This is a genomic window from Streptomyces sp. NPDC039736, from assembly GCF_055596485.1.
Window position 1 is genome coordinate 928,447 of sequence record NZ_JBVIUQ010000001.1, and the last position, 22,959, is coordinate 951,405.

The window sequence follows — 22,959 nt, forward strand, 5'->3', positions numbered from 1 at the left end:
GGACCGACAGGCCGGTCACGGGCTCACACCCGGCGGGTCCCGCGTCCGCCCCCCAAAGCCCCGCCGAACAGCTCGGCGGACGGACGGAACGGCAGCGTCACGACGGTGGCGACCGCTCCGCCCACGGTGCGCAGGGCGCCGGCGACTGCTCGGAACACGGGGTCCTCCCTCGGCCGCCGCAAGGACGGGTCCGGCACGGATGCCGTACGTCGTTCCCGGTACGGGTGGCCGTCCGCGCCCCGGGCGAACCCGCCCGGTCTCAGCCCTTGCCCACCAGCGAATCCGGGAAGGCCCCCGCGGCGGCGGCCGTCATCAGGAATCCGCGGCCGAGGTCGGTCAGCCGGGCCACGCCCGCCGCCCCCAGGTGTTCGTACGGAGCGAGGTCGAGCCGGTCGGTGACGTCCTCGACGTCGGCCCGCAGCCGGGTGCCGGCCTCCGTCAGTTCGCCGTCGGCGTCCAGCAGCCCGCGCGCCCGCAGCCGTCCGGCGGCCGCCTCCCAGTCGGCGCGCCGCCAGCCCCGGGTGCGCAGCACCCAGCGCGGGTTCATGCCCCGCCCGGTCGCGGTGTGGCTGACCAGCGCCTCCACCGGGTCGAGACCGGCGTGCAGCAGGGCGGCGAGGTGGCCGTCGCCCCGGTGCTCGCGCAGCAGCGTCGCCGCGTGCCAGAACGCGAGGTGCGCCTCTTCGGGGAACGGCAGGTCGGCGTGGGCGGCGTACAGCGGCCGGGCGTGCCGGGTGCAGGCCTCGGTCGCCGTGCGGGCCAGCTCCGCCGCCTCCGCCATCTCCGCGGAGCGGATCACCTCGTCCCCGAGCAGCCTGCGCAGCGCCGCGTCGGCGGCCCGCAGGCGCGCGCCGAGCACGGCCTCGGGGGATGCGGTCTCCCAGACCGCGGGGACGACCCGGGCGATCAGGTCGTAGTTGTAGTTGTAGAAGGCCGCGGCGACCACGCCGGGCCCGACCGCGCCCAGCGCGGCCAGCCGGCCCACCATGAACGGGGCCGCGTCGTCCACGATGCCGACGGCGGACAGCTCCTGGGCGTACTCGGGCGAGAAGTAGACCGTGGAGTGCAACGAGTTGAGGGGGCCGTGGCAGCGGCGGCCGGCACGTTCGGGCAGCGGGGAAGTCGTCATGCCTGCACGTTACCGACTGCTCAGTACGTCGCCCGGGGCGGGTCGGCCCGGCGCGGGAGGACGCGTCCCGACGGCAGGAAAGGTGGGGAACCCGTCATTGCGGCCGTGCGCCGCCCCGCGGAACCATGGGGGACACCGTCCCGACCGCCCCGGAGAGGAGCCCGGCCCATGACCGCGTACCGCCATCTCGTCCTGGCCGTCCTCTTCGAGGGCGTGCTGAGTCTCGACGTGACCGGCCCGGTCGAGGTCTTCGCCGGAGCCGGAGTCGCGACGGGCACCCCGTACGAGGTCCGCACCGCCTCCGTGGACGGCGGACCGGTCCGCACCAGCAGCGGCCTCACCCTCCTCCCGGACACCGGCCTCGACCGCCTCGCCGCCCTGCTCGACCCGCCCGAGCACACCCGCGTCACGCTCCTGGTCCCCGGCGGCCCGGGCACCGTGCACCTCGACCCCCGGCTCGTGGCCTGGCTGCGCGCTCACGCGCTCCGGGCGGACCGGCTCGTCTCCGTGTGCAGCGGGGCCTTCTACCTCGCCGAGGCCGGACTGCTCGACGGGCGGCGGGCGGCCACGCACTGGGACGTCGCCGGCCACCTCGCCCGCGCCTATCCGAAGATCGACGTCGACCCCGACGCCGTCTACGTCCGCGACGGACGCATCGCCACCTCCGCCGGTGTCACCGCCGGAATCGACCTCGCGCTCGCCCTCGTCGAGGAGGACCACGGCCGGGACACCGCCCTGACCGTCGCCCGCCACCTCGTCGTGTTCCTGCGCCGCCCGGGCAACCAGGCCCAGTTCAGCGCCCAGCTCTCCGCCCAGACCGCCCGGCGCGCACCCCTGCGCGACGTTCAGCAGTACGTCTCCGAGCACCCCGAGGCCGACCTGTCCGTGGAGGCCCTGGCCGCCCGCGCCCGCCTCTCGCCCCGCCACTTCGCCCGCGCCTTCCAGGCCGAGACGGGCGTCACCCCCGGCCGCTACGTGGACCGGGTGCGCCTCGAACACGCCCGCCGCCTCCTGGAGGACGGCCCCGACGGCGTCGAGTGCGTCTCCCGCGCCTGCGGCTACGGCACTCCCGAGGCGATGCGCCGCGCCTTCGTCAAGGCGCTCGGCACGGCTCCCGCCGAATACCGCCGCCGCTTCCGCGGCACGACCCCCACCGGCTGACGCACCACCAGCCCTGCCACCCCGAAAGGCGTGCACCGTCATGCAGATCGCCATCGCCCTGTACGAGAACTTCACCGCCCTCGACGCCGTCGGCCCCTACGAGACCCTCGGCAACCTGCCCGGCGCCGAGACCGTCCTCGTGGCCGAGCGGACCGGCCCCGTCCGCAACGACCGGGGCGGCCTCTCCGTGGTCGCCACCAGGACCTTCGCCGAGGTGACCCGCCCCGACGTCGTCGTCGTCCCCGGCGGCCCCGACCCGGTGAACCAGACCGGGAACAAGGCCCTCCTGGACTGGCTCCGGGCCGTCGACCCCACCACGACCTGGACCACCTCCGTCTGCACCGGCTCGCTGGCCCTCGCCGCCGCGGGCCTCCTCACCGGCCGCCGCGCCACCACCCACTGGCTGGCGATGGACACCCTGGAGTCCCTGGGCGCCCGCCCGACCGGGGAGCGGGTCGTCTTCGACGGCAAGTACGTCACCGCCGCCGGCGTCTCCTCCGGCATCGACATGGGCCTGACCCTGGCGGGCCGCCTCCAGGGGGACATGGTCGCGCAGGTCATCCAGCTGATGACCGAGTACGACCCGCAGCCGCCGTACGACGCCGGCTCGCCGGACAAGGCCCCGGCCGAGGTGGTCGCGTTCTGCCGGAGCGAACTCCAGACCTGACGCGACGTCACCACCCCTTCTCTCAGGGGCTCCAGGTGAAGCGCGGCGATCTGCGCTCCAGGAAGGCGGCGACCCCCTCCGCGGTGTCGCCGCTGCCGCGCGCCTGTTCGGCCCAGTGCCCGTCGCGGTCGGTGCGCCCGTCCGCGAACTCCTTCGCCGCCGCCTGCGTGAGCTGCGACCGCGACACCAGGACGCGCGTGAACTCCGCCACCCGCTTGCCGAGCTCGCCCTCCGGCAGCACCTCGTCCACCAGGCCCGTGCGCAGCGCGCGGCCGGTGTCGATCAGCTCGCCCGAGAAGAGCAGGTACTTGGTGGCCGCCGGGCCGATCAGCGCCGCCAGCCGCCGGGTCGAGGACGCCGGGTAGACGATCCCCAGCTTCGCCGGCGTCACCCCGAAGAGGGCCCCCTCCTCCGCGAACCTGAGGTCGCAGGCCGCCGCGAGCTGGCTGCCGCCGCCCACGCAGTACCCCCGCACCGCCGCCAGCGTCGGCTTCGGGAAGGCGGCCAGCGCCTCCTCGGCCCGTACCGCCAGCTCCTGCGGCGCGCTGCCGGACTCCGCGGCATCGCGCAGGGAGGAGATGTCCGCCCCCGCGCAGAACGTCGGCCCGTCACCCGTGAGGACCAGTGCCCGCACCGTCGGATCGGCGGCCAGCCGGGCCAGCAGTTCCGGCAGCTCGCGCCACATGTCCGCGGTCATCGCGTTGCGTTTGGCGGGGTTGCTCAGCACCACCGTCGCGGTCGAGCCGGCGAGGGAGTGCGTCACCCGGGGAAGCCGTTGCATGGGCCGGATGCTATCCGCCCCGCCCGAACCTATGATCGGTGCATCGGGGGGCCGAGGCAGCCACGGGGGCCTACCGAGGAGCGCGCACATGATGCGACAGACCCGCGAGAGCAAGAAGCTGAGCCGCGACTTCGGCTGGCTGGCGTTCCTCGGCGTCCTGCTGGTGATCGGCGGCGTCGTCGGGCTCGTCTACACCGGCCTCGCCACCCTCACCTCCATGCTGCTGTTCGGCTGGCTGCTGCTGGTCGGCGGACTCGTCGGACTGCTCCAGTCCGTCCAGTCGCGCGGCACCAGCTTCTTCTGGCTCGGCGTCGTCGTCGCCGCCCTCAACATCGCCGCGGGCATCGTCGTCATCCGCAATCCCGTCGGCAGCGCGGAAGCCCTGACCATGTTCGCCGCGCTGCTCTTCCTCACCGGCGGTCTCTTCCGGGTGGTCGGCAGCCTGGTGGTGCGCGGCCCGCAGTTCGGGTGGACCCTCGTGCAGGGCGCATTCGGCCTGCTGCTGGGCATCCTGGTGCTCTTCGACTGGCCGCACTCCAGCCTGTACGTGCTCGGCACCTTCTTCTCGCTGGCGCTGCTCTTCGACGGACTCGGCCTGGTCTCCATCGGGTTCGGCGGCCGCCGGGTGGTGTCCATGGTGTCGGAGGCGATGGAGCCCGACACCGCAGCCACCCCCGGGCGGCCTCCCGTACAGCCTCCGCACAGGACCGGCTTCCAGAAGCCGGAAGGCCAGGACCGGTCGGCGCACTGACGGCCAAACGGACGGAAACCGCCGTCAGTGCTTGCAGTTCCGGTCGCCATCCGCCGATTGCCGTCAACTTGTGATCAGCGCGCTGGTACGGACCGCTGGGCCGCGAACACTCGAACCGTGGTCACGACCGAGCGTGAGGGCGGGTGCCCGATGATGGAGAGCCGTGGGAGCGCCCCACCCCCGGACGGGGCCGTGGACGCCCCACCGGGCGACGGGCCGGCGGGCCCGGAGGAGTCCGCGGGGCCGCCCCGGCCCTACGAGGGCGTCTGGCGCTTCACCGCCCCCGCTGTCGACATCTCCGTGCCCCAGGCCCGGCACGCCGTCCGCGACCTGATCCGGCGCCAGCGGGTGCCCGCGTCCGACGACCTCGTGCAGGGCCTCCTGCTGATCGTCTCCGAGCTCGTCACCAACGCCGTCAAGCACGCGGCGCTGCTCTCCCCGGAGCTGGCCGTGGAGGTGGCGGTCGGCGCGGACTGGATACGGGTGTCCGTGGAGGACAGCCACCCCTACCGCCCGCGGCCGCTGGAGACGGACTACGCGCAGACCGGCGGGCGCGGCCTGCTGCTGGTGCGGGAGATCGCCGCCGAGTCCGGCGGCGCCTGCGACGTCGAGCACACCGCGAGCGGCGGCAAGGTCATCTGGGCCGCCCTGCCGCTCACTCCGCGCTGAAACGGGGCTACCAGCCCACCGCGTCGCCGGTCAGCTCCCGGATGGCGGGCCGCGCCGCGTCCAGCACGGTCATGAACCACGCGGAGAACGGGTCCTTCGCGTGCTGCTCGGCCAGTTCCCGGGGCGTCACGAACGCGGTGTCCCCGACCTCCTCCGGGTCCGGGCGCAGCGACGACTGCACCAGCCCGACGAAGAGGTGGTTGAACTCCTGCTCGACCAGCCCGGACGCCGGGTCCGGGTGGTTGTAGCGGACCGTGCCGGCCTCCGCGAGGAGCGTGGGGGAGACGCCCAGCTCCTCGTGCGTACGCCGGGCGGCCGCCGCGAAGGGGCCCTCGTCGGGGTACGGGTGGCCGCAGCAGGTGTTGGACCACACGCCGGGGGAGTGGTATTTGCCGAGCGCGCGCTGCTGGAGCAGCAGCCGTCCCGTCTCGTCGAAGAGGAAGACGGAGAACGCGCGGTGCAGCTGCCCGGGGGGCTGGTGGGCGGAGAGCTTCTCCGCGGTGCCGATGGTGTTGCCGCTCTCGTCGACCAGTTCGAGGAGGATCTCGGGGGCCTCGGCGCCCGCTGATCCGTTCTGAGCGCTGTTCGCCGCAGTGGCTGGTGTGGTCGGCATAACCATCCTTCGCTTCGGTGCCCGGCTGCCAAGTCTGCCGTACAAAAGCCTCTTGTCCGTACTTCGCCCGGACGTCGTCCGCACGGGAGGCGAAATACGCGCGGGGCCGCGGGGGCCTGCCCCTGTCGCGGGTGCGACAGGGGCAGGACTTCCCCTCCGGCGGCCGGATCAGACCCCGAACGCCGCCGGGTACGTGATCTCACCGCGCGGCAGTCGCGCCCCGTCGTCCAGCACGAGCGCCGTCATGGCCTCGTCCGGCACCTGGAAACCGGGCCTGATGCCCAGCCGGGACGCCGGGGCGAACCCGAACCTCGGGTAGTACTCCGGGTGCCCCAGCACCAGCAGCAGCTTCTCCCCACGGGCGCGGGCGGCGTCGGTCACCGCCCGGACGACCGCGGCCCCCGCGCCCTGCCGCTGGAACCGGGGGTGGACCGCGACGGGCGCCAGCGCGGCCGCCGGGGCGCCGCCGACGTGGCAGCGGGTGATCAGGGCGTACGCCGCCACCGTGCCGTCCGGCGCCTCGGCGACGTAGGAGAGTCCGTCCAGCCAGGCGCCGGGGTCCTCGCGCAGCGCCTCCACCAGGTCCGCCTCGGCCCTGGTCGCGAAGGCGGCGGCGTTGACGGCGTGCACGGCCGCGATGTCGGCGGCCGTCTCCGGCCGGGTCCGCCAGCGCGGGTCGACGGGCCGCAGCACGTACCCGGTGTACCCGTAGTCCGCTCCGTGCGCACGGCGGACCGCGATCTCCTCACGGCTCGTCGCGAGGGCCCCGGCCATGCCGGGCACGGCCGGATCGGCGCGCTCGACGCGCTCGCCCAGGGGGCCGTAGTACTCGTCCCAGTCGCTCTCCGGCTGGAGGTACGCACCGAGGACGTCGTACCCGGCGGCGACGGCCGCCGCCGCGTGATCGGCGCGCGAGCGCAGCGGGTACCGCGGGTCCCAGAAGGCACGGGCACCCGCCGACGGCCGCTCGGCGACCCATTCGCAGTCGGAGGCGACGAGCACGCCGCCCGGGGCGAGCAGCCGCTTCCACCGCGCCAGAGCGGTGTCGAAGCCGATGCTGTACGCCGAACCCTCGGCCCAGACCAGGTCGAAGGACCCGTCCGGGAACGCGGGCCCGTCGAGGGCGCCCATGTCGGCGTTGACGGCCTGGATCGCGTCGCCGAGCCCCCGGGCGGCGGCGGCCTCGCGCAGCTCGTCGAGGAACGGCTCGTGGAGGTCGACGGCGGTCACCCGCGCACCGGCCTCCTCGGCGAGCAGCAGCGACGCCCGGCCGGGGCCGCAGCCCAGGTCCAGGACGCGCGGCCGTTCGGGCAGCGGGCCCGCGAGGGCGGCCAGGGAGAGGAGGTGCCGGGTGGTGCGGTCCGAACCGGGGCTCTGCCGGGGCAGGCCGCGGTGCAGGGTCATGAAGGCGTCGAAGAAGACGTTGTCGGACAACGTGGATCCCTTGTCAGGAAAGGGCCCCCACGGATGAACCGGAAAGGTGACGGGGTCAGCCGAGGGGCCGGGCGATGAGGACGGTCCGTATGCCGCGGGCAGCAGCGCGCGTCACGACAGTCATCGACTCATCACCCTTCATCACTCACGTTTCGTCCGAGACCGAACGTCTCTTCGATCACTTTAACAGCCGCCCCGGCGCCCCGGCGGCCTCAGTGGCAGACCTTCGCCTCGTGCACCGCGTGTCCGCCCGGCTCCAGTTGGAAGGTGCAGTGCTCGACGTCGAAGTGGTCCCCGAGGCACCCCTGCAACTCGTGCAGCACCTTCTCGTACCCCACCGAGTCCAGCACGTCCTGACTGACCACCACGTGCGCCGACAGCACCGGCATCCCCGAGGTGATCGTCCAGGCGTGCAGGTCGTGCACGTCCTCCACGCCGGGCGTCCCCAGGATGTGCTCACGGACCTCTGCCATGTCCACGCCCTTGGGCGCCGCCTCCAGCAGCACCGACAGGGTCTCGCGCAGCAGCTTCACCGTGCGGGGGACGATCATCAGGCCGATCACCAGCGAGGCGATCGGGTCCGCGTACGTCCACCCCGTCAGCAGGATCACGGTCGCCGACACCAGCACGGTCACCGAGCCGAGCGCGTCCGCCAGCACCTCCAGATAGGCGCCGCGCACGTTCAGACTGTCCTTCTGCCCCTTGACCAGCAGCGACAGCGAGATCATGTTGGCCACCAGGCCGACCAGGGCGAAGACGATCGCCAGGCCGCCCTTGGTCTCGGCGGGAGTGATGAACCGCTGCACCGCCTCGATCAGGACGTACCCGCCGACCCCGAGCAGCAGCAGACAGTTCGCCAGCGCCGCCAGGATCTCCGCCCGGGCGTACCCGAACGTGGCGTTCCGGGTGGGCGGCCGGTTGGCGAAGTGGATCGCCAGGAGCGCCATCGCCAGCCCCAGCGCGTCCGTCGCCATGTGCGCGGCGTCGGCGATGAGGGCGAGGGAGTCGGACAGCACGCCGCCGACGATCTCGACCACCATCACACTCAGGGTGATGGCCAGGGCCATGCGCAGCCGCCCCTTGTAGGCCGCGGCCGCCGTGCCCGTGGGCGGCGGCCCGCCGTGCGAATGCCCGTGATCGTGCCCAGCCCCCATGAAGAGCCGCCTCCTGAGACATGACGAATGGTGTCGGACCGTGCGGCCCGCCACCCAGTGAACTACGGGTGGGGGGTATGGGCAAGCCGGGACTGAACACCGTTGTCATGTGCTCTGACCTGGGAAAATGTACGCAGGTCAGAGCGCCGGAACGATCTCGTGCCCCCGGCCGCGCCCGGCCGGGGGCCCGGCCCCGCAGAGGCGGTTTGTTAGCCGGGGCGGGAATCGACCATGATGATCGCGGCGGCCCCGGCGTCGCCCGGCGAGGTGCTGCCGGAAGCCTGAACGGCAGTGAAATCAAGGTTCCGTTCATCCGATAGCCTCTGCCGATGCCGCCCCGCCCGCCCGTGCGCGGGCTTTCCCGTTGCGGTTTTCCGAAGCCCTGTCAGCCTTGTCCAAGGAGTGAGTTCGTCTGTCGACCGCCATCCTCACGGGCCCGCCGGTACCCGGGTCGTCGCTCGAAGGCGAGCTGCGGTCGCTGGGATTCGACGTACGGTCCGCAGCCGACCCCTCCCAGGCCGCGAGGCTGCTCGACGAGACGCCCGCGGGTGAACGCGTCGCGCTCGTCGACCCCCGGTTCGTCGGCCACCTGCATTCCCTGCGCCTGGGCCTGACCGATCCCCGCTTCCCGGCGGCCGCCGTCACCGGCGCGCTCACCGCGCAGCCCGAGGCGCGCGCCGCCCTCAGCCGGGCCGCGCGCACCGCACCGGGCTCGCCCGACGAGCTCGCGGCCGCGCTCGACGCCGAGGGCGTCGCCGTGCAGCGTCCGGAACTCGGCTCGCTCGTCGCGGCCGTGCCGGCCGACACCGCGTCCCGCACCGCCGCCGAGCGGGCCGTCGCCGCCGTCGACGACGAGGCGGTCCGGCTGCGCACCGCCGTGAAGTCCCGCGACGGGTTCTTCACCACGTACTGCGTCAGCCCCTACTCCCGCTACCTCGCCCGCTGGTGCGCGCGCCGCGGCTTCACCCCGAACCAGGTCACCACCGCCTCCCTGGTCACCGCGCTGATCGCGGCGGGCTGCGCGGCCACCGGCACCCGGGGCGGCTACGTCGCGGCCGGCCTCCTGCTGCTGTTCTCCTTCGTCCTGGACTGCACCGACGGGCAGCTCGCCCGCTACTCGCTCCAGTACTCGACGATGGGCGCCTGGCTCGACGCCACGTTCGACCGCGCCAAGGAGTACGCCTACTACGCGGGCCTCGCCCTCGGCGCGATCCGCGGCGGTGACGACGTATGGGCCCTGGCGCTGGGCGCGATGGTGCTCCAGACCTGCCGGCACGTCGTGGACTTCTCCTTCAACGAGGCCAACCACGACGCCACCGGCAACACCAGCCCCACCGCCGCCCTCTCCGACAAGCTGGACAGCGTCGGCTGGACGGTCTGGGTGCGGCGCATGATCGTGCTGCCCATCGGCGAACGCTGGGCGATGATCGCCGTCCTGACGGCGCTCACCACCCCCCGCGTCGTCTTCTACGCCCTGCTCGTCGGCTGTGCCTTCGCCGCCTGCTACACCACCGCCGGCCGTGTCCTGCGCTCGCTGACCCGGCGCGCCACCCGCACCGACCGGGCCGCGCAGGCACTGGCGGACCTGGCCGACTCCGGGCCGCTGGCCGAACTGGCCGCCGGGGCCGGGGGCGGGCGCTGGAAGCCCGCCTTCGTCGTCGCGGGTCTCGGCGCGCTCCTGGTGCTGGTCCCGGCCCTCGTCCTGCCGTTCGGCGACTGGCGCCTGATCCCCGGCGCGGTCGTCTACGCCGGCCTCTCCGGCCTCGCCGTCAGCGGCCCCCTCAAGGGCGCCCTCGACTGGCTGGTCCCGCCGGTCTTCCGGATCGCCGAGTACTGCACGATCCTCGTCCTCGCGGTCAAGGCGGACCTCGCAGGCGCCCTTCCCGCCGCATTCGGGCTGGTCGCAGCGGTCGCCTACCATCACTACGACACCGTGTACCGCATCAAGGGCGGCACCGGAGCGCCGCCCGCCCGGCTGGTGCGGGCGATCGGCGGACACGAGGGCCGCACCCTGCTGGTGGTCGTCCTCGCCACCCTCTCGGCCACCGTCGACCTCCCCCTCGCGCTCACGGTCCTGGCCGTGGTCATCGCCCTGGTGGCGGGCGCCGAGAGCATCCGTTTCTGGGTCTCCTCGGGAGCACCCGCCGTACACGACGAAGGAGAAACCGCATGATCGGCCTGGTTTTGGCGGCGGGCGCCGGACGGCGTCTGCGTCCCTACACCGACACGCTCCCCAAGGCCCTCGTGCCGGTGGACGGCGACACCACGATCCTCGACCTCACCCTCGGCAACTTCGCCGAGATCGGCCTCACCGACGTCGCGATCATCGTCGGCTACCGCAAGGAGGCCGTCTACGACCGCAAGGCGGCCCTGGAGGCGAAGTACGGCCTCAGCATCACCCTGATCGACAACGACAAGGCCGAGGAGTGGAACAACGCCTACTCCCTGTGGTGCGGCCGGGACGCCGTCCGGCACACGGTGATCCTCGCCAACGGCGACACCGTGCACCCCGTCTCCGTCGAGCGGACGCTGCTCGCCGCCCGCGGCGACGGCAAGAAGATCATCCTCGCGCTGGACACGGAGAAGCAGCTCGCCGACGAGGAGATGAAGGTGATCGTCGACCCCGCCACGGGCGTCAGCCGGATCACCAAGCTGATGGACCCGGCGACCGCCACCGGCGAGTACATCGGCGTCACCCTCATCGAGGGCGAGGCCGCCGACGAGCTGGCCGACGCCCTGAAGACGACCTTCGAGCGCGACCCCGACCTCTACTACGAGGACGGCTACCAGGAGCTCGTCAACCGCGGCTTCCGCATCGACGTCGCCCCGATCGGCGACGTGAAGTGGGTCGAGATCGACAACCACGACGACCTCGCCAAGGGCCGGGAGATCGCGTGCCAGTACTGACCCGCCTGATCCCCTCTCCGCTGACCGTCGACGTCTCCCGGGGCGCCCTGGACGACCTCGCCGGCCTCCTCGCGGACCAGCGGATCTCCGGCTCGGGCTGCCTCGCCATCGCCATCAGCGGCGGCTCCGGGCAGGCCCTGCGCGAGCGCCTCGCGCCCGACCTGCCCGACGCCGACTGGTACCCGGTCGCCGACGGCACCCTGGACTCGGCGGTCAAGCTCGCCGACGACATCAAGGGCAAGCAGCGCTACGACGCGGTCGTCGGCCTCGGCGGCGGCAAGATCATCGACGTCGCGAAGTACGCGGCGGCCCGCGTCGGCCTGCCCATGGTCGCCGTCGCCACCAACCTCGCCCACGACGGCCTGTGCTCCCCGGTCGCCACCCTCGACAACGACAACGGGCGCGGCTCCTACGGGGTGCCCACCCCGATCGCCGTGGTCATCGACCTCGACGTGATCCGCGAGGCCCCGGACCGTTTCGTACGCTCCGGAATCGGCGACGCGGTCTCCAACATCTCCTGCGTCGCCGACTGGGAACTCGCCCACGAGGTGCACGGCGACCCCATCGACGGCCTCGCCGCCGCGATGGCCCGCCAGGCCGGCGAAGCGGTGCTGCGCCATCCCGGCACCATCCGCGACGACTCCTTCCTCAAGGTGCTCGCCGAGGGCCTGGTGCTCACCGGCATCTCCATGACCGTGGCCGGCGACAGCCGCCCCGCGTCCGGCGGCTGCCACGAGATCAGCCACGCCTTCGACCTGCTCTTCCCCAGGCGCGCCGCCCCGCACGGCGAACAGGTCGCCATCGGCGCCACCTTCGCCATGCACCTGCGCGGCGCCCGGGAGGAGGCCGCGCTCTTCGCCGACGTACTGCGCAGGCACGAGCTGCCCGTACTGCCCGGCGACATCGGTTTCACCGTCGACGAGTTCGTCCAGGCCGTCGAGTACGCCCCCCAGACCCGTCCGGGACGCTTCACCATCCTGGAACACCTCGACCTGTCCGCAGACCAGATCAGGGACGCTTACGCCGACTATGTCAAGACGACCATCAGTAGCTGAACTCCGTCCCGTCGTGCACCCCGCGGGCGTCAAGGACCGGCGCAGCGGCGAGCACTGGGGCGGCCGCCTGTACATGCGCGAGATCTCCCTGCGCGTCGACCGGTACCTGGTCAACACCCGCGTCACCCCCAACCAGTTGACGTACGTCATGACCGTGTGCGGCGTCCTCGCCGCACCGGCGCTGCTGGTGCCCGGGATCTGGGGCGCGGTGCTCGGCGTCGTCGCCGTGCAGCTCTACCTGCTGCTCGACTGCGTCGACGGCGAAGTGGCCCGCTGGAAGAAGCAGTTCTCGCTGAACGGCGTCTACCTGGACCGCGTCGGCGCGTACCTGACGGACGCCGCCGTGCTCGTGGGCGTCGGCCTGCGCGCCGCCGACCTCTGGGGGAGCGGCCGCATCGACTGGCTGTGGGCCTTCCTCGGCACCCTGGCCGCGCTCGGCGCGATCCTGATCAAGGCGGAGACCGACCTCGTCGCCGTCGCCCGCCACCAGGGCGGCAAGCCGCCGGTCGCGGAGTCGGCGAGCGTGCCGCGCTCCTCGAAGATGGCGCTGGCCCGCCGGCTGGCCTCCATGCTCCAGTTCCACCGGCTGATCCTCGGCATCGAGGCCTCGCTGCTGATCCTGGTCCTGGCGGTCTTCGACGCGGTCCGCGACGACCTGTTCTTCACCCGCCTCGGCGTCGCCGTCTTCGCGGGCGTCGCGCTGCTCCAGACGCTGCTGCACCTGGTGTCCATCCTCGCCTCCAGCAGGCTGAAGTGAGCGCCGCCCAGGGGTCCGGACCCCTCAAGGTGGGCGCGGTCGTCATCACGATGGGCACCCGCCCCGACGACCTCAACGCCCTGATCGACTCCGTCCGCAAGCAGGACGGCGACCCGGTCGACATCGTGGTCGTCGGCAACGGCGCCCCCGTCACCGGCGTCCCCGACGACGTACGCACCGTGGACCTGCCCGAGAACCTCGGCATCCCCGGCGGCCGCAACGTCGGCATCGAGGCGTTCGGGCCCGGCGGATCGGACGTCGACGTCCTGCTCTTCCTGGACGACGACGGGCTCCTGCCGAAGACCGACACCGCCGAGCTGTGCCGCGGGGCCTTCGAGGCCGACCCGTCGCTCGGCATCATCAGCTTCCGCATCGCCGACCCGGACACCGGCGTCACCCAGCGCCGGCACGTCCCGCGGCTGCGCGCCGCCGACCCGATGCGCTCCTCCCGCGTGACCACCTTCCTCGGCGGCGCCAACGCCGTCCGCACGAAGGTCTTCGCGGAGGTCGGCGGGCTCCCGGACGAGTTCTTCTACGCCCACGAGGAGACCGACCTGGCCTGGCGGGCCCTCGACGCGGGCTGGGCGATCGACTACCGCGCCGACATGGTCCTGCACCACCCCACCACCTCGCCGGCCCGGCACGCGACCTACCACCGCATGGTGGCCCGCAACCGGGTCTGGCTGGCCCGCCGCAACCTGCCCGCGCCCCTGGTGCCGGTCTACCTCGGCGTCTGGCTGCTGCTCACCCTCGCCCGGCGTCCCTCGGGGGAGGCGCTCAAGGCCTGGTTCGGCGGTTTCAAGGAGGGCTGGCGCACCCCCGCGGGTCCGCGCCGTCCCATGAAGTGGCGTACGGTATGGCGGCTGACCCGTCTGGGCCGACCACCCGTCGTCTGACAGGCTCGGAACAGTCCTCCCGGGGCGGCCGGCACCGGGTTCTGTCTCCCGGGACCCGGATACCCGCGCTCCGGCGCCCACCGGTTCGCGCATCTTTGAAGACGAAAGTTTCCACTTGTGAGTGACACTTCCCAAGACGGAGCGGTCGCTATGAGCGTCCCTCCCTCTCCCGACGAGGGACTGACCCCGGCGGAGCTCGCCGCCAAGTACCACCTCTCGGTGAGCGGCGCCCGGCCCGGACTGGTCGAGTACGTCAAGCAGTTGTGGGGGCGGCGCCACTTCATCATGGCGTTCTCCTCGGCCAAGCTGGCGGCCCAGTACAGCCAGGCCAAGCTGGGCCAGCTCTGGCAGGTGGCGACCCCGCTGCTCAACGCGCTGGTCTACTTCCTGATCTTCGGGCTGATCCTGAAGGCCGGGCGGGGGATGAGCACCGAGGTCTACATCCCGTTCCTGGTCACCGGCATCTTCGTGTTCACCTTCACCCAGAGCTCGGCGATGGCGGGCGTGCGGGCCATCTCCGGGAACCTGGGGCTGGTGCGCGCCCTGCACTTCCCCCGGGCCTCGCTGCCCATCTCGTTCTCGTTGCAGCAGCTCCAGCAGTTGCTGTACTCGATGATCGTGCTGGTGCTGATCGTGGTGGGCTTCGGCAACCTTCCGCGGCTGTCGTGGCTGCTGGTGATCCCGACGCTGGTGCTCCAGTTCACCTTCAACACCGGCCTGGCGCTGATCATGGCGCGGCTGGGGTCCAAGACCCCGGACCTCGCGCAGTTGATGCCCTTCATCATGCGCACCTGGATGTACGCCTCCGGCGTCATGTTCAGCATCACGGAGATGCTGAAGGACCGGCCGGCCTGGATCGCCGACGTCCTCCAGTGGAACCCGGCCGCCGTCTACATGGACCTGATGCGCTTCGCACTGATCGACGGGTACGGCTCGGAGAACCTCCCGCCGCACGTCTGGCTGGCCGCGGTGGTCTGGGCGGTGCTCTTCGGGGCGCTCGGCTTCGTGTACTTCTGGAAGTCTGAGGAGCGTTACGGCCGTGGCTGAGGACAACAACAAGGGCCGCGTCCCCACGGTCATCGCCGACGACGTGCACATCGTCTACCGGGTCAACACCGGTGGCGGCGGCAAGGGCGGCGCGACCGCCGCCCTCAACCGCATCCTGCGCGGCAAGAAGGCCGACGAGGCCCGCGGCGTGCGCAAGGTGCACGCCGTGCGCGGGGTGACCTTCACCGCCTACCGCGGCGAGGCCATCGGCCTCATCGGCTCCAACGGCTCCGGCAAGTCCACCCTGCTGCGCGCCATCGCTGGGCTCCTGCCCGCCGAGAGCGGCAAGGTCTACACCGACGGCCAGCCCTCGCTGCTGGGCGTCAACGCGGCGCTGATGAACGACCTGACCGGCGAGCGCAACGTCATCCTCGGCGGTCTCGCCATGGGCATGTCGCGCGAGCAGATCCGCGAGCGCTACCAGGGCATCGTCGACTTCTCCGGCATCAACGAGAAGGGCGACTTCATCACCCTTCCGATGCGGACGTACTCCTCCGGCATGGCGGCGCGCCTGCGCTTCTCCATCGCGGCGGCCAAGGACCACGACGTCCTGATGATCGACGAGGCGCTGGCCACCGGTGACCGGAAGTTCCAGATCCGCTCGGAGCAGCGGATCCGGGAGCTCCGCAAGGAGGCCGGCACGGTCTTCCTGGTCAGCCACAGCAACAAGTCGATCAGGGACACCTGCGACCGCGTCCTGTGGCTGGAGAAGGGCGAACTGCTGATGGACGGCCCCACCGACGAGGTCGTCAAGGCGTACGAGAAGGAGACCGGCAAGTAGCGCCGGCTCCCTCCCCGCAGGGCCCCCGCCGGAACCGGTGGGGGCCCTGCCGGTGCGTCGGGGCGGCGGGCGTCCGGACCGGCCCGACGGGGCGTCAGGATCCGGCCGCCGCGGCAACTGGCCCGTCCCCGGGGAAGGTTGGGTCCCTCGGGCGCGTTGTCGTGATGCGCGCAACACCCCGAGGAGATGCTTCGCGTTGTACGACGTAAGCTGTACCGGTGCTGATTCGCGGCAAGTGGGGCTATTGCTCCCCCGGGGCCCCGCCTCAGAGCACTCTCCGCCGTCGGTCGACGGGCGGCGTGTCCGAAATGGGATGTTTTGAGTCGGCAGTGTAGAACGGGAGGTGTGACGGCAATGGCAGTGGGAATTCTCCAGCTCCGAGATGCTCTCGCCGTCCTCGTGGAGGGCGGTCGGCGATGACCGGAGTCCGGGAGGCGTCCCCCGGCGCCCCTGAGCGCAGCACCCTCGACAAGGCCGCGGACGAGAACTTCCCCGTGGCCCCCTTCTTCCTGCCCCGCGCCTGGCGCGACGACCTCATGGCCGTCTACGGGTACGCGCGCCTGGTCGACGACATCGGCGACGGCGACCTCGCCCCCGGCGGCCGGGACGCGGAACTCCTCGGCCTCGACCCGCGGCAGACGGACGACCGGCTCGCCCTGCTGGACGCCTTCGAGGCCGACCTGCACCGGGTCTTCGACTCCACGCCGCGCCACCCGCTGCTGCTGGCCCTCCAGCCCACCGTCCGCCGCCGCGCCCTCACCCCCGGGCCCTTCCTCGGGCTGATCGAGGCCAACCGGCAGGACCAGAAGGTCACGCGCTACGCGACGTACGAGGACCTCCTCGCCTACTGCGAGAAGTCCGCCAACCCGGTCGGCCGCCTGGTCCTCGCCCTCACCGGCACCACCAGCCCCGAACGCGTCCGCCGCTCCGACGCCGTCTGCACCGGGCTCCAGCTCGTCGAGCACCTCCAGGACGTCGCCGAGGACCTGGCCCGGAACCGGATCTACCTCCCGGCCGAAGACATGCGGCGCTTCCGCGTGTCCGAGCACGATCTCGCCGCGCCGAGCGCCAACTCCTCGGTGCGCTCGCTGATCGCCTTCGAGGCCGAACGTGCCGCGCGCCTGCTGAATGAAGGGATCCCGCTCGTGGGTAGCGTGCACGGCAGACTGAGGCTTCTGCTGGCCGGTTTCGTCGCCGGCGGCCGCGCCGCCCTCAAGGCGGTGCACACCGCCGGTTTCGACGTGCTTTCTGGACCGCCCAAGCCCACCAAGCTCAGTCTGCTGCGCGAAGTGGGAGCGACTCTGCGAAGAGAGGGGTGAGCCGGACCATGGAGCAACACCACGAGACGTCCGCACCGGTACTCGCCGCGTACAGCTACTGCGAGGCGGTGACCGGACAGCAGGCACGCAACTTCGCGTACGGCATCCGGCTGCTGCCCACCGACAAGCGCAACGCGATGTCCGCGCTCTACGCCTTCTCCCGGCGCGTGGACGACATCGGCGACGGCACGCTGCCGCCCGAGGTCAAGGAGAAGCGGCTCGGGGAGACCCGGGCCCTGCTCGCGCGGATCAGCGCGGGCGACATCGAGGAGGACGACACCGACCCGGTGGCCGTCGCGCTCACCGACGCCGCCCGCCGCTTCCCGATCCCGCTCGGCGGACTCGACGAACTCATCGACGGCGTCCTGATGGACGTCCACGAGGCGACGTACGAGACCTGGGACGACCTGAAGGTCTACTGCCGGTGCGTCGCCGGCGCCATCGGTCGGCTCTCGCTCGGCGTGTTCGGCACGCCGTCCGGCGCACGGGACGCCGACCGCGCCCCCGAGTACGCCGATACGCTCGGCCTCGCCCTCCAGCTCACCAACATCCTGCGCGACGTCCGCGAGGACGCCGGCAACGGGCGCACCTACCTGCCGGCCGAGGACCTCGCCAAGTTCGGCTGCGCGGACGGCTTCCACGGCTCCGCCCCGCCGCCCGGCTCCGACTTCGCGGGTCTGGTGCACTTCGAAGTGCGGCGCGCCCGCGCCCTCTTCGCCGAGGGCTACCGGCTGCTGCCCCACCTCGACCGGCGCTCCGGCGCCTGCGTCGCCGCCATGGCGGGCATCTACCGCAGGCTCCTGGACCGCATCGAGCGCGACCCCGAGGCCGTCCTGCGCGGCCGCGTCTCGCTGCCCGGGCACGAGAAGGCGTACGTCGCCGTGCGCGGTCTCTCCGGGCTCGACGCGCGCCACATCTCCCGGCAGACCGCCCGGAGGCGTCCTTGAAAGGGCCGGGAAGAGCGTTTCACGTGAAACATCCGAACTCGGCGCGCAAGCCGCACACGGGGTGCACGGTGCGCAACGAGCGAAAGCGGCAGAATCCGCCGAATGCGTCGAACCGGTGCGCAACCCTCCGCTGGCCTGACGCGTCCCTGAAGGCAACGACTGCGGCCGCACCGGCCGCAGTAGCGTTCCGCACGGCACAACACCCGGGGGAGGGTGCATGACGGACCACACCATGCCGCCCGCGCCCACTGCCGTCGTCGTCGGCGGAGGCCTCGCCGGCGTCACGGCCGCCCTCGAACTCGCGGCCGCGGGCGTGCGCGTCACGCTGCTGGAGGGGCGGCCCCGGCTCGGCGGTCTCGCGTTCTCCTTCCAGCGCGGCGACCTGACCGTCGACAACGGACAGCACGTCTACCTGCGCTGCTGCACCGCCTACCGGTGGTTCCTGGACCGCGTGGACGCCGCCGCGCTCGCGCCGCTGCAACGCCGGCTCGAAGTGCCGGTGCTCGACGTCGGCGACCCGCGCGGGCCCCGGCTGGGGACGCTGCGGCGTGCGGCCCTGCCCGTACCGCTGCACCTGGCCGCGAGCCTCGCCACCTACCCGCACCTGTCGATGGCCGAACGGGCCTCCGTCGGGCGGGCGGCGCTCGCGCTCAAGGGGCTCGACCCGGACGACCCCGCGCTGGACGACGTCGACTTCGCGACCTGGCTCGCCCAGCACGGCCAGTCGCCGCGCACCATCGAGGCGCTCTGGGACCTGGTCGGCGTCGCCACCCTCAACGTGCGCGCGCCGCAGGCCTCGCTCGGGCTCGCCGCCAAGGTCTTCAAGACCGGCCTCCTCTCCGACCCCGGAGCCGCCGACATCGGCTGGGCCCACGTCCCGCTCGGCGAGCTGCACGACACCCGGGCCCGCAAGGCCCTCGACGCGGCCGGGGTGCGGACCGAGGTGCGCACCAGGGCGGACGCCCTGACCCGTACGAAGAAGGGCGGCTGGGTCGTCGAGGCGGGCGGGGAGCGGATCGCGGCCGACGCCGTCGTGCTGGCCGTGCCGCAGAAGGAGACGCACGCCCTGCTGCCCAAGGGGGCGCTGGACGAGCAGGACCGGATCCGGGAGATCGGCGTCTCGCCGATCCTCAACGTCCACGTCGTGTACGACCGCAAGGTGCTGCGCAAGCCCTTCTTCGCCGCCCTCGGCACGCCCGTCCAGTGGGTCTTCGACCGCACCGGGGCCTCGGGGCTCACCGGCGGCGGCCAGTACCTGGCCCTCTCGCAGTCCGACGCCGTCGACGAGATCGACGCGCCCGTCGCCGAGCTGAGGCAGCGCTACCTGCCCGAACTGGAGCGGCTGCTGCCCGCGACGCGGACGGCGCAGGTACGGGACTTCTTCGTCACCCGGGAGCGCACCGCGACGTTCGCCCCCACACCCGGCGTCGGGCGCCTGCGCCCCGGAGCGCGCACCCGTGCGCCGGGGCTGTACCTGGCCGGGGCGTGGACCGCCACCGGCTGGCCCGCGACCATGGAAGGCGCCGTGCGCAGCGGTCTCAGTGCCGCGCAGGCGACGCTCTCCGCACTCGGCCGCCCCTATGAACTTCCGCCACTGGAGGCGGCATGAGCATCAGTTATGGAACAAGAGGAGAGCCTGTGACCCCGGCGAACCCGGCTGTCGACACCGTGGACATCGCGGCGCTGTTGGAGCGCGGCAGGGACCTGTCCGCCCCGGTGCTGCGTGCCGCCGTGGACCGGCTCGCGCCGCCCATGGACACCGTCGCGGCCTACCACTTCGGGTGGATCGACGCCCAGGGCCGGCCCGCCGACGGCGACGGCGGCAAGGCCGTGCGCCCGGCGCTGGCCCTGCTGTCCGCGGAGGCCGCGGGCGCCACCCCCGAGGTCGGCGTGCCCGGCGCGGTGGCCGTGGAGCTCGTGCACAACTTCTCGCTGCTGCACGACGACCTGATGGACGGCGACGAGCAGCGCCGCCACCGCGACACCGTGTGGAAGGTGCACGGCCCGGCCCAGGCGATCCTCGTGGGCGACGCGCTCTTCGCGCTCGCCAACGAACTCCTGCTGGAGATCGGCACGGTCGAGGCGGGACGGGCCACCCGCCGGCTGACCACCGCGACGCGCAAGCTGATCGACGGCCAGGCGCAGGACATCTCCTTCGAGCACCGCGAGCGGGTCACCGTCGAGGAGTGCCTGGAGATGGAGGGCAACAAGACCGGCGCCCTCCTCGCCTGCGCGGTGTCCATCGGCGCGGTCCTCGGCGGCGCCGACGACAGGACCGCCGACACCCTGGAGGCGTACGGCTACCACCTCGGCCTCGCCTTCCAGGCCGTCGACGACCTGCTCGGCATCTGGGGCGACCCCGGCTCGACCGGCAAGCAGACCTGGAGCGACCTGCGCCAGCGCAAGAAGTCGCTGCCGGTCGTCGCCGCGCTCGCCGCGGGCGGAACCGCCTCCGAGAAGCTCGGCGAACTGCTCAAGGCGGACGCCGAGTCCCAGGACTTCGACACCTTCTCCGAGGAGGAGTTCGCCATGCGCGCGGCCCTCATCGAGGAGGCGGGCGGCCGCGAGTGGACCACTCAGGAGGCCCGCCGCCAGCACGCGGTCGCCATCGAGGCACTGCACGGCGTCGACATGCCGGAACGGGTGCGGGCGCAGTTGACCGCGCTCGCCGACTTCGTGGTCGTACGCAAGAGGTGACGGCCGCCCGGCGCACCCACGGCTCTCCCGGGGGCTAGCCCCCGGACCCCCGAGCAGTCGCCGTCCGGGCCGCCTTGAACGGCGGCCCGGACGACGGAAACCCCAGCACAGCAGAAGTCCACCTGCACGAAGGGGAAACCATGACAGCGACGACCGACGGAAGCAGCGGGGTTGTGGACCCCGGGGCGACTTCGGCCAGCCAGACGACCATTTCGATTCCTACGACGACCACCGCCGCCACGACCACCGCCGCCACGGCCGCCGCCGCACCCGACGTGCGCGACGCGGCCCGGCTGGCCGTGGAGCGGGCGACGGAGAACCTGCTCGCCCGGCAGGACGCGCAGGGTTGGTGGAAGGGCGACCTGGAAACCAATGTGACCATGGACGCCGAAGACTTGCTGCTGCGGCAGTTCCTCGGGATCCAGGACGAGCGGACCGTCCAGGCGGCCGCCCTGTTCATCCGGGGCGAACAGCGCGAGGACGGCACCTGGGCCACCTTCTACCAGGGACCCGGGGACCTCTCCGCCACCATCGAGGCGTACGTCGCCCTGCGGCTGGCCGGGGACCTCCCCGACGAGCCCCACATGGCGCGGGCCGCGGCCTGGGTGCGGGCCCGGGGCGGGATCGCCGCGAGCCGGGTCTTCACCCGGATCTGGCTGGCCCTCTTCGGCTGGTGGAAGTGGGACGACCTGCCGGAACTCCCACCCGAGCTGATCTTCTTCCCCAAGTGGGTCCCTCTCAACATCTACGACTTCGGCTGTTGGGCACGGCAGACGATCGTGCCGCTCACGGTGGTCTCCGCGCAGCGCCCCGTGCGGCCCGCGCCCTTCGCGCTGGACGAGCTGCACACGGACCGGCGCAACCCCGCGCCGCTCAAGCCGCTCGCCCCACCGGCCAGTTGGGACGGCTTCTTCCAGCGGCTCGACAAGGCGCTGCACGTCTACCACCGCATCGCCCCGCCGCCGCTGCGGCGCGTCGCGATGAAGGCGGCCGCCCGGTGGATCATCGAACGACAGGAGAACGACGGCTGCTGGGGCGGCATCCAGCCGCCCGCCGTGTACTCGCTGATCGCCCTCCACCTGCTGGGATACGACCTCGAACACCCGGTGATGAAGGCCGGGCTGGCGTCGCTGGACCGGTTCGCGGTCTGGCGCCAGGACGGGGCCCGCATGGTCGAGGCGTGCCAGTCCCCGGTCTGGGACACCTGCCTGGCCACCATCGCGCTCGCCGACGCCGGAGTTCCCGCCGACCACCCGGCGCTGGTCAAGGCCGCCGACTGGATGCTGGCGGAGGAGATCGTACGGCCCGGCGACTGGGCGGTGCGCAGGCCCGAACTCCCGCCCGGCGGCTGGGCGTTCGAGTTCCACAACGACAACTACCCCGATATCGACGACACCGCCGAAGTCATCCTCGCCCTGCGCCGCGTCGCCCACCCCGACCGCGACCGGATGGAGGGCGCCATCGCGCGCGGAGTGCGCTGGAACCTCGGGATGCAGTCCAAGAACGGCGCCTGGGGCGCCTTCGACGCCGACAACACCAGCGGCTTCCCCAACCGGCTGCCGTTCTGCGACTTCGGCGAGGTCATCGACCCGCCGTCCGCCGACGTCACCGCCCACGTGGTGGAGATGCTGGCCGTCGAGGGCAAGGCCCACCACCCGCGCACCCGGCGCGGCATCACCTGGCTGCTCGCCGAACAGGAGCCCAGCGGTGCCTGGTTCGGCCGCTGGGGCGTCAACTACGTCTACGGCACCGGCTCCGTGGTGCCCGCCCTCACCGCCGCCGGACTGCCCGGATCGCACCCCGCCATCCGCCGCGCGGTGGCCTGGCTGGAATCCGTGCAGAACGACGACGGCGGCTGGGGCGAGGACCTGCGCTCGTACAAGGAACCGGGCTGGGCCGGGCACGGGGTGTCCACCGCCTCGCAGACCGCCTGGGCGCTCCTCGCGCTGATCGCGGCCGGGGAGAGCGGGTCGAAGGCCACCGAGCGGGGCGTGGCCTGGCTCGCCGGGACCCAGCTTCCCGACGGCTCCTGGGACGAGCCGTACTTCACCGGCACCGGCTTCCCCTGGGACTTCTCCATCAACTACCACCTCTACCGGCAGGTGTTCCCGCTCACCGCGCTCGGCCGGTACGTCCACGGGGAGCCCGTCTTCCCGACCTCCCGGTCCTGAAGAGGACCACCGCCCGCTCAAGG

General features: G+C 72.6%; 22 protein-coding genes. 16 read left to right on the plus strand and 6 right to left on the minus strand.

Annotated elements, in window-relative coordinates:
• Window positions 1–23: 23 nt before the first annotated feature.
• Together ACZ56L_RS03895 and ACZ56L_RS03900 are read right to left on the minus strand one after the other, a co-directional pair.
• On the minus strand, window positions 24–158 hold the full coding sequence (locus tag ACZ56L_RS03895; protein ID WP_468684634.1) for an LPFR motif small protein: 135 nt from the start codon (window positions 156–158) through the stop codon (window positions 24–26).
• Window positions 159–259: 101 nt separating this feature from the next.
• On the minus strand, window positions 260–1,129 hold the full coding sequence (locus ACZ56L_RS03900) for an SCO6745 family protein (protein WP_345218649.1): 870 nt from the start codon (window positions 1,127–1,129) through the stop codon (window positions 260–262).
• A gap of 168 nt (window positions 1,130–1,297) precedes the next feature.
• Here ACZ56L_RS03900 and ACZ56L_RS03905 point away from each other — a divergent pair, with 168 nt between their 5' ends.
• Complete coding sequence (locus ACZ56L_RS03905; RefSeq protein ID WP_345218652.1) at window positions 1,298–2,290, plus strand: GlxA family transcriptional regulator; 993 nt, start codon at window positions 1,298–1,300, stop codon at window positions 2,288–2,290.
• 40 nt (window positions 2,291–2,330) lie between these two features.
• Window positions 2,331–2,957, plus strand: a complete 627-nt coding sequence (locus tag ACZ56L_RS03910; protein WP_345218656.1) for a DJ-1/PfpI family protein — start codon at window positions 2,331–2,333, stop codon at window positions 2,955–2,957.
• 22 nt (window positions 2,958–2,979) lie between these two features.
• Here ACZ56L_RS03910 and ACZ56L_RS03915 read toward each other — a convergent pair whose 3' ends face one another.
• On the minus strand, window positions 2,980–3,738 hold the full coding sequence (locus tag ACZ56L_RS03915) for an enoyl-CoA hydratase/isomerase family protein (RefSeq protein ID WP_471061211.1): 759 nt from the start codon (window positions 3,736–3,738) through the stop codon (window positions 2,980–2,982).
• Between the two features lie 88 nt (window positions 3,739–3,826).
• On the opposite strand from ACZ56L_RS03915, the gene ACZ56L_RS03920 reads away from it, so the two are divergent.
• Both ACZ56L_RS03920 and ACZ56L_RS03925 read left to right on the plus strand, forming a co-directional pair.
• Window positions 3,827–4,489, plus strand: a complete 663-nt coding sequence (locus ACZ56L_RS03920; protein ID WP_345218661.1) for an HdeD family acid-resistance protein — start codon at window positions 3,827–3,829, stop codon at window positions 4,487–4,489.
• A 117-nt stretch (window positions 4,490–4,606) separates the two neighbouring features.
• Window positions 4,607–5,158 carry an ATP-binding protein gene (locus ACZ56L_RS03925; protein ID WP_380837696.1) on the plus strand — a complete coding sequence of 184 codons (552 nt, stop codon included), beginning with the start codon at window positions 4,607–4,609 and terminating at the stop codon, window positions 5,156–5,158.
• Window positions 5,159–5,165: 7 nt separating this feature from the next.
• Here the strand turns inward: ACZ56L_RS03925 and idi are convergent, their stop codons facing one another.
• The 3 genes from idi to ACZ56L_RS03940 all read right to left on the minus strand — a co-directional run bounded on the left by idi (window position 5,166) and on the right by ACZ56L_RS03940 (window position 8,359).
• Complete coding sequence (gene idi, locus ACZ56L_RS03930; protein WP_345218663.1) at window positions 5,166–5,771, minus strand: isopentenyl-diphosphate Delta-isomerase; 606 nt, start codon at window positions 5,769–5,771, stop codon at window positions 5,166–5,168.
• A gap of 168 nt (window positions 5,772–5,939) precedes the next feature.
• Window positions 5,940–7,175 carry a GNAT family N-acetyltransferase gene (locus tag ACZ56L_RS03935; RefSeq protein ID WP_471061691.1) on the minus strand — a complete coding sequence of 412 codons (1,236 nt, stop codon included), beginning with the start codon at window positions 7,173–7,175 and terminating at the stop codon, window positions 5,940–5,942.
• 242 nt (window positions 7,176–7,417) lie between these two features.
• Entirely contained in the window at window positions 7,418–8,359 is a 942-nt protein-coding gene (locus tag ACZ56L_RS03940) for a cation diffusion facilitator family transporter (RefSeq protein WP_345218665.1), read from the minus strand.
• Between the two features lie 412 nt (window positions 8,360–8,771).
• On the opposite strand from ACZ56L_RS03940, the gene ACZ56L_RS03945 reads away from it, so the two are divergent.
• From ACZ56L_RS03945 to shc, 12 genes are all read left to right on the plus strand, one after another.
• Entirely contained in the window at window positions 8,772–10,532 is a 1,761-nt protein-coding gene (locus tag ACZ56L_RS03945; RefSeq protein WP_471061694.1) for a DUF5941 domain-containing protein, read from the plus strand.
• Entirely contained in the window at window positions 10,529–11,266 is a 738-nt protein-coding gene (locus ACZ56L_RS03950; RefSeq protein ID WP_471061216.1) for a phosphocholine cytidylyltransferase family protein, read from the plus strand. Before ACZ56L_RS03945 ends, ACZ56L_RS03950 begins: the two co-directional genes overlap by 4 nt.
• Window positions 11,254–12,321, plus strand: a complete 1,068-nt coding sequence (locus tag ACZ56L_RS03955; RefSeq protein WP_345218668.1) for an iron-containing alcohol dehydrogenase family protein — start codon at window positions 11,254–11,256, stop codon at window positions 12,319–12,321. The genes ACZ56L_RS03950 and ACZ56L_RS03955 overlap by 13 nt, the downstream gene beginning before the upstream one ends.
• A gap of 13 nt (window positions 12,322–12,334) precedes the next feature.
• Complete coding sequence (locus ACZ56L_RS03960; protein ID WP_401759354.1) at window positions 12,335–13,078, plus strand: CDP-alcohol phosphatidyltransferase family protein; 744 nt, start codon at window positions 12,335–12,337, stop codon at window positions 13,076–13,078.
• Between the two features lie 50 nt (window positions 13,079–13,128).
• Window positions 13,129–13,974 carry a glycosyltransferase family 2 protein gene (locus ACZ56L_RS03965; protein ID WP_345219106.1) on the plus strand — a complete coding sequence of 282 codons (846 nt, stop codon included), beginning with the start codon at window positions 13,129–13,131 and terminating at the stop codon, window positions 13,972–13,974.
• A gap of 117 nt (window positions 13,975–14,091) precedes the next feature.
• Window positions 14,092–15,021 (plus strand): ABC transporter permease, encoded by a 930-nt coding sequence (locus ACZ56L_RS03970; RefSeq protein ID WP_345218672.1) that lies wholly within the window; start codon window positions 14,092–14,094, stop codon window positions 15,019–15,021.
• A complete protein-coding gene (locus ACZ56L_RS03975; protein ID WP_345218675.1) occupies window positions 15,014–15,802 on the plus strand; it encodes an ABC transporter ATP-binding protein in 789 nt (262 codons plus the stop codon). The genes ACZ56L_RS03970 and ACZ56L_RS03975 overlap by 8 nt, the downstream gene beginning before the upstream one ends.
• Before the next feature lie 416 nt (window positions 15,803–16,218).
• Window positions 16,219–17,121, plus strand: a complete 903-nt coding sequence (hpnC, locus tag ACZ56L_RS03980) for a squalene synthase HpnC (protein WP_471061220.1) — start codon at window positions 16,219–16,221, stop codon at window positions 17,119–17,121.
• 8 nt (window positions 17,122–17,129) lie between these two features.
• Window positions 17,130–18,068, plus strand: coding sequence for a presqualene diphosphate synthase HpnD (gene hpnD, locus ACZ56L_RS03985; RefSeq protein WP_345218679.1), 939 nt, complete (start codon window positions 17,130–17,132; stop codon window positions 18,066–18,068).
• Between the two features lie 217 nt (window positions 18,069–18,285).
• Complete coding sequence (gene hpnE / locus ACZ56L_RS03990) at window positions 18,286–19,677, plus strand: hydroxysqualene dehydroxylase HpnE (RefSeq protein ID WP_345218682.1); 1,392 nt, start codon at window positions 18,286–18,288, stop codon at window positions 19,675–19,677.
• The gene (locus ACZ56L_RS03995; RefSeq protein ID WP_468684657.1) at window positions 19,674–20,765 is read left to right on the plus strand and encodes a polyprenyl synthetase family protein; all 1,092 of its coding nucleotides are present in this window, start codon (window positions 19,674–19,676) and stop codon (window positions 20,763–20,765) included. The genes hpnE and ACZ56L_RS03995 overlap by 4 nt, the downstream gene beginning before the upstream one ends.
• 140 nt (window positions 20,766–20,905) lie before the next feature.
• Entirely contained in the window at window positions 20,906–22,936 is a 2,031-nt protein-coding gene (shc, locus tag ACZ56L_RS04000) for a squalene--hopene cyclase (RefSeq protein ID WP_471061224.1), read from the plus strand.
• The last annotated feature ends 23 nt before the right edge of the window (window positions 22,937–22,959 follow it).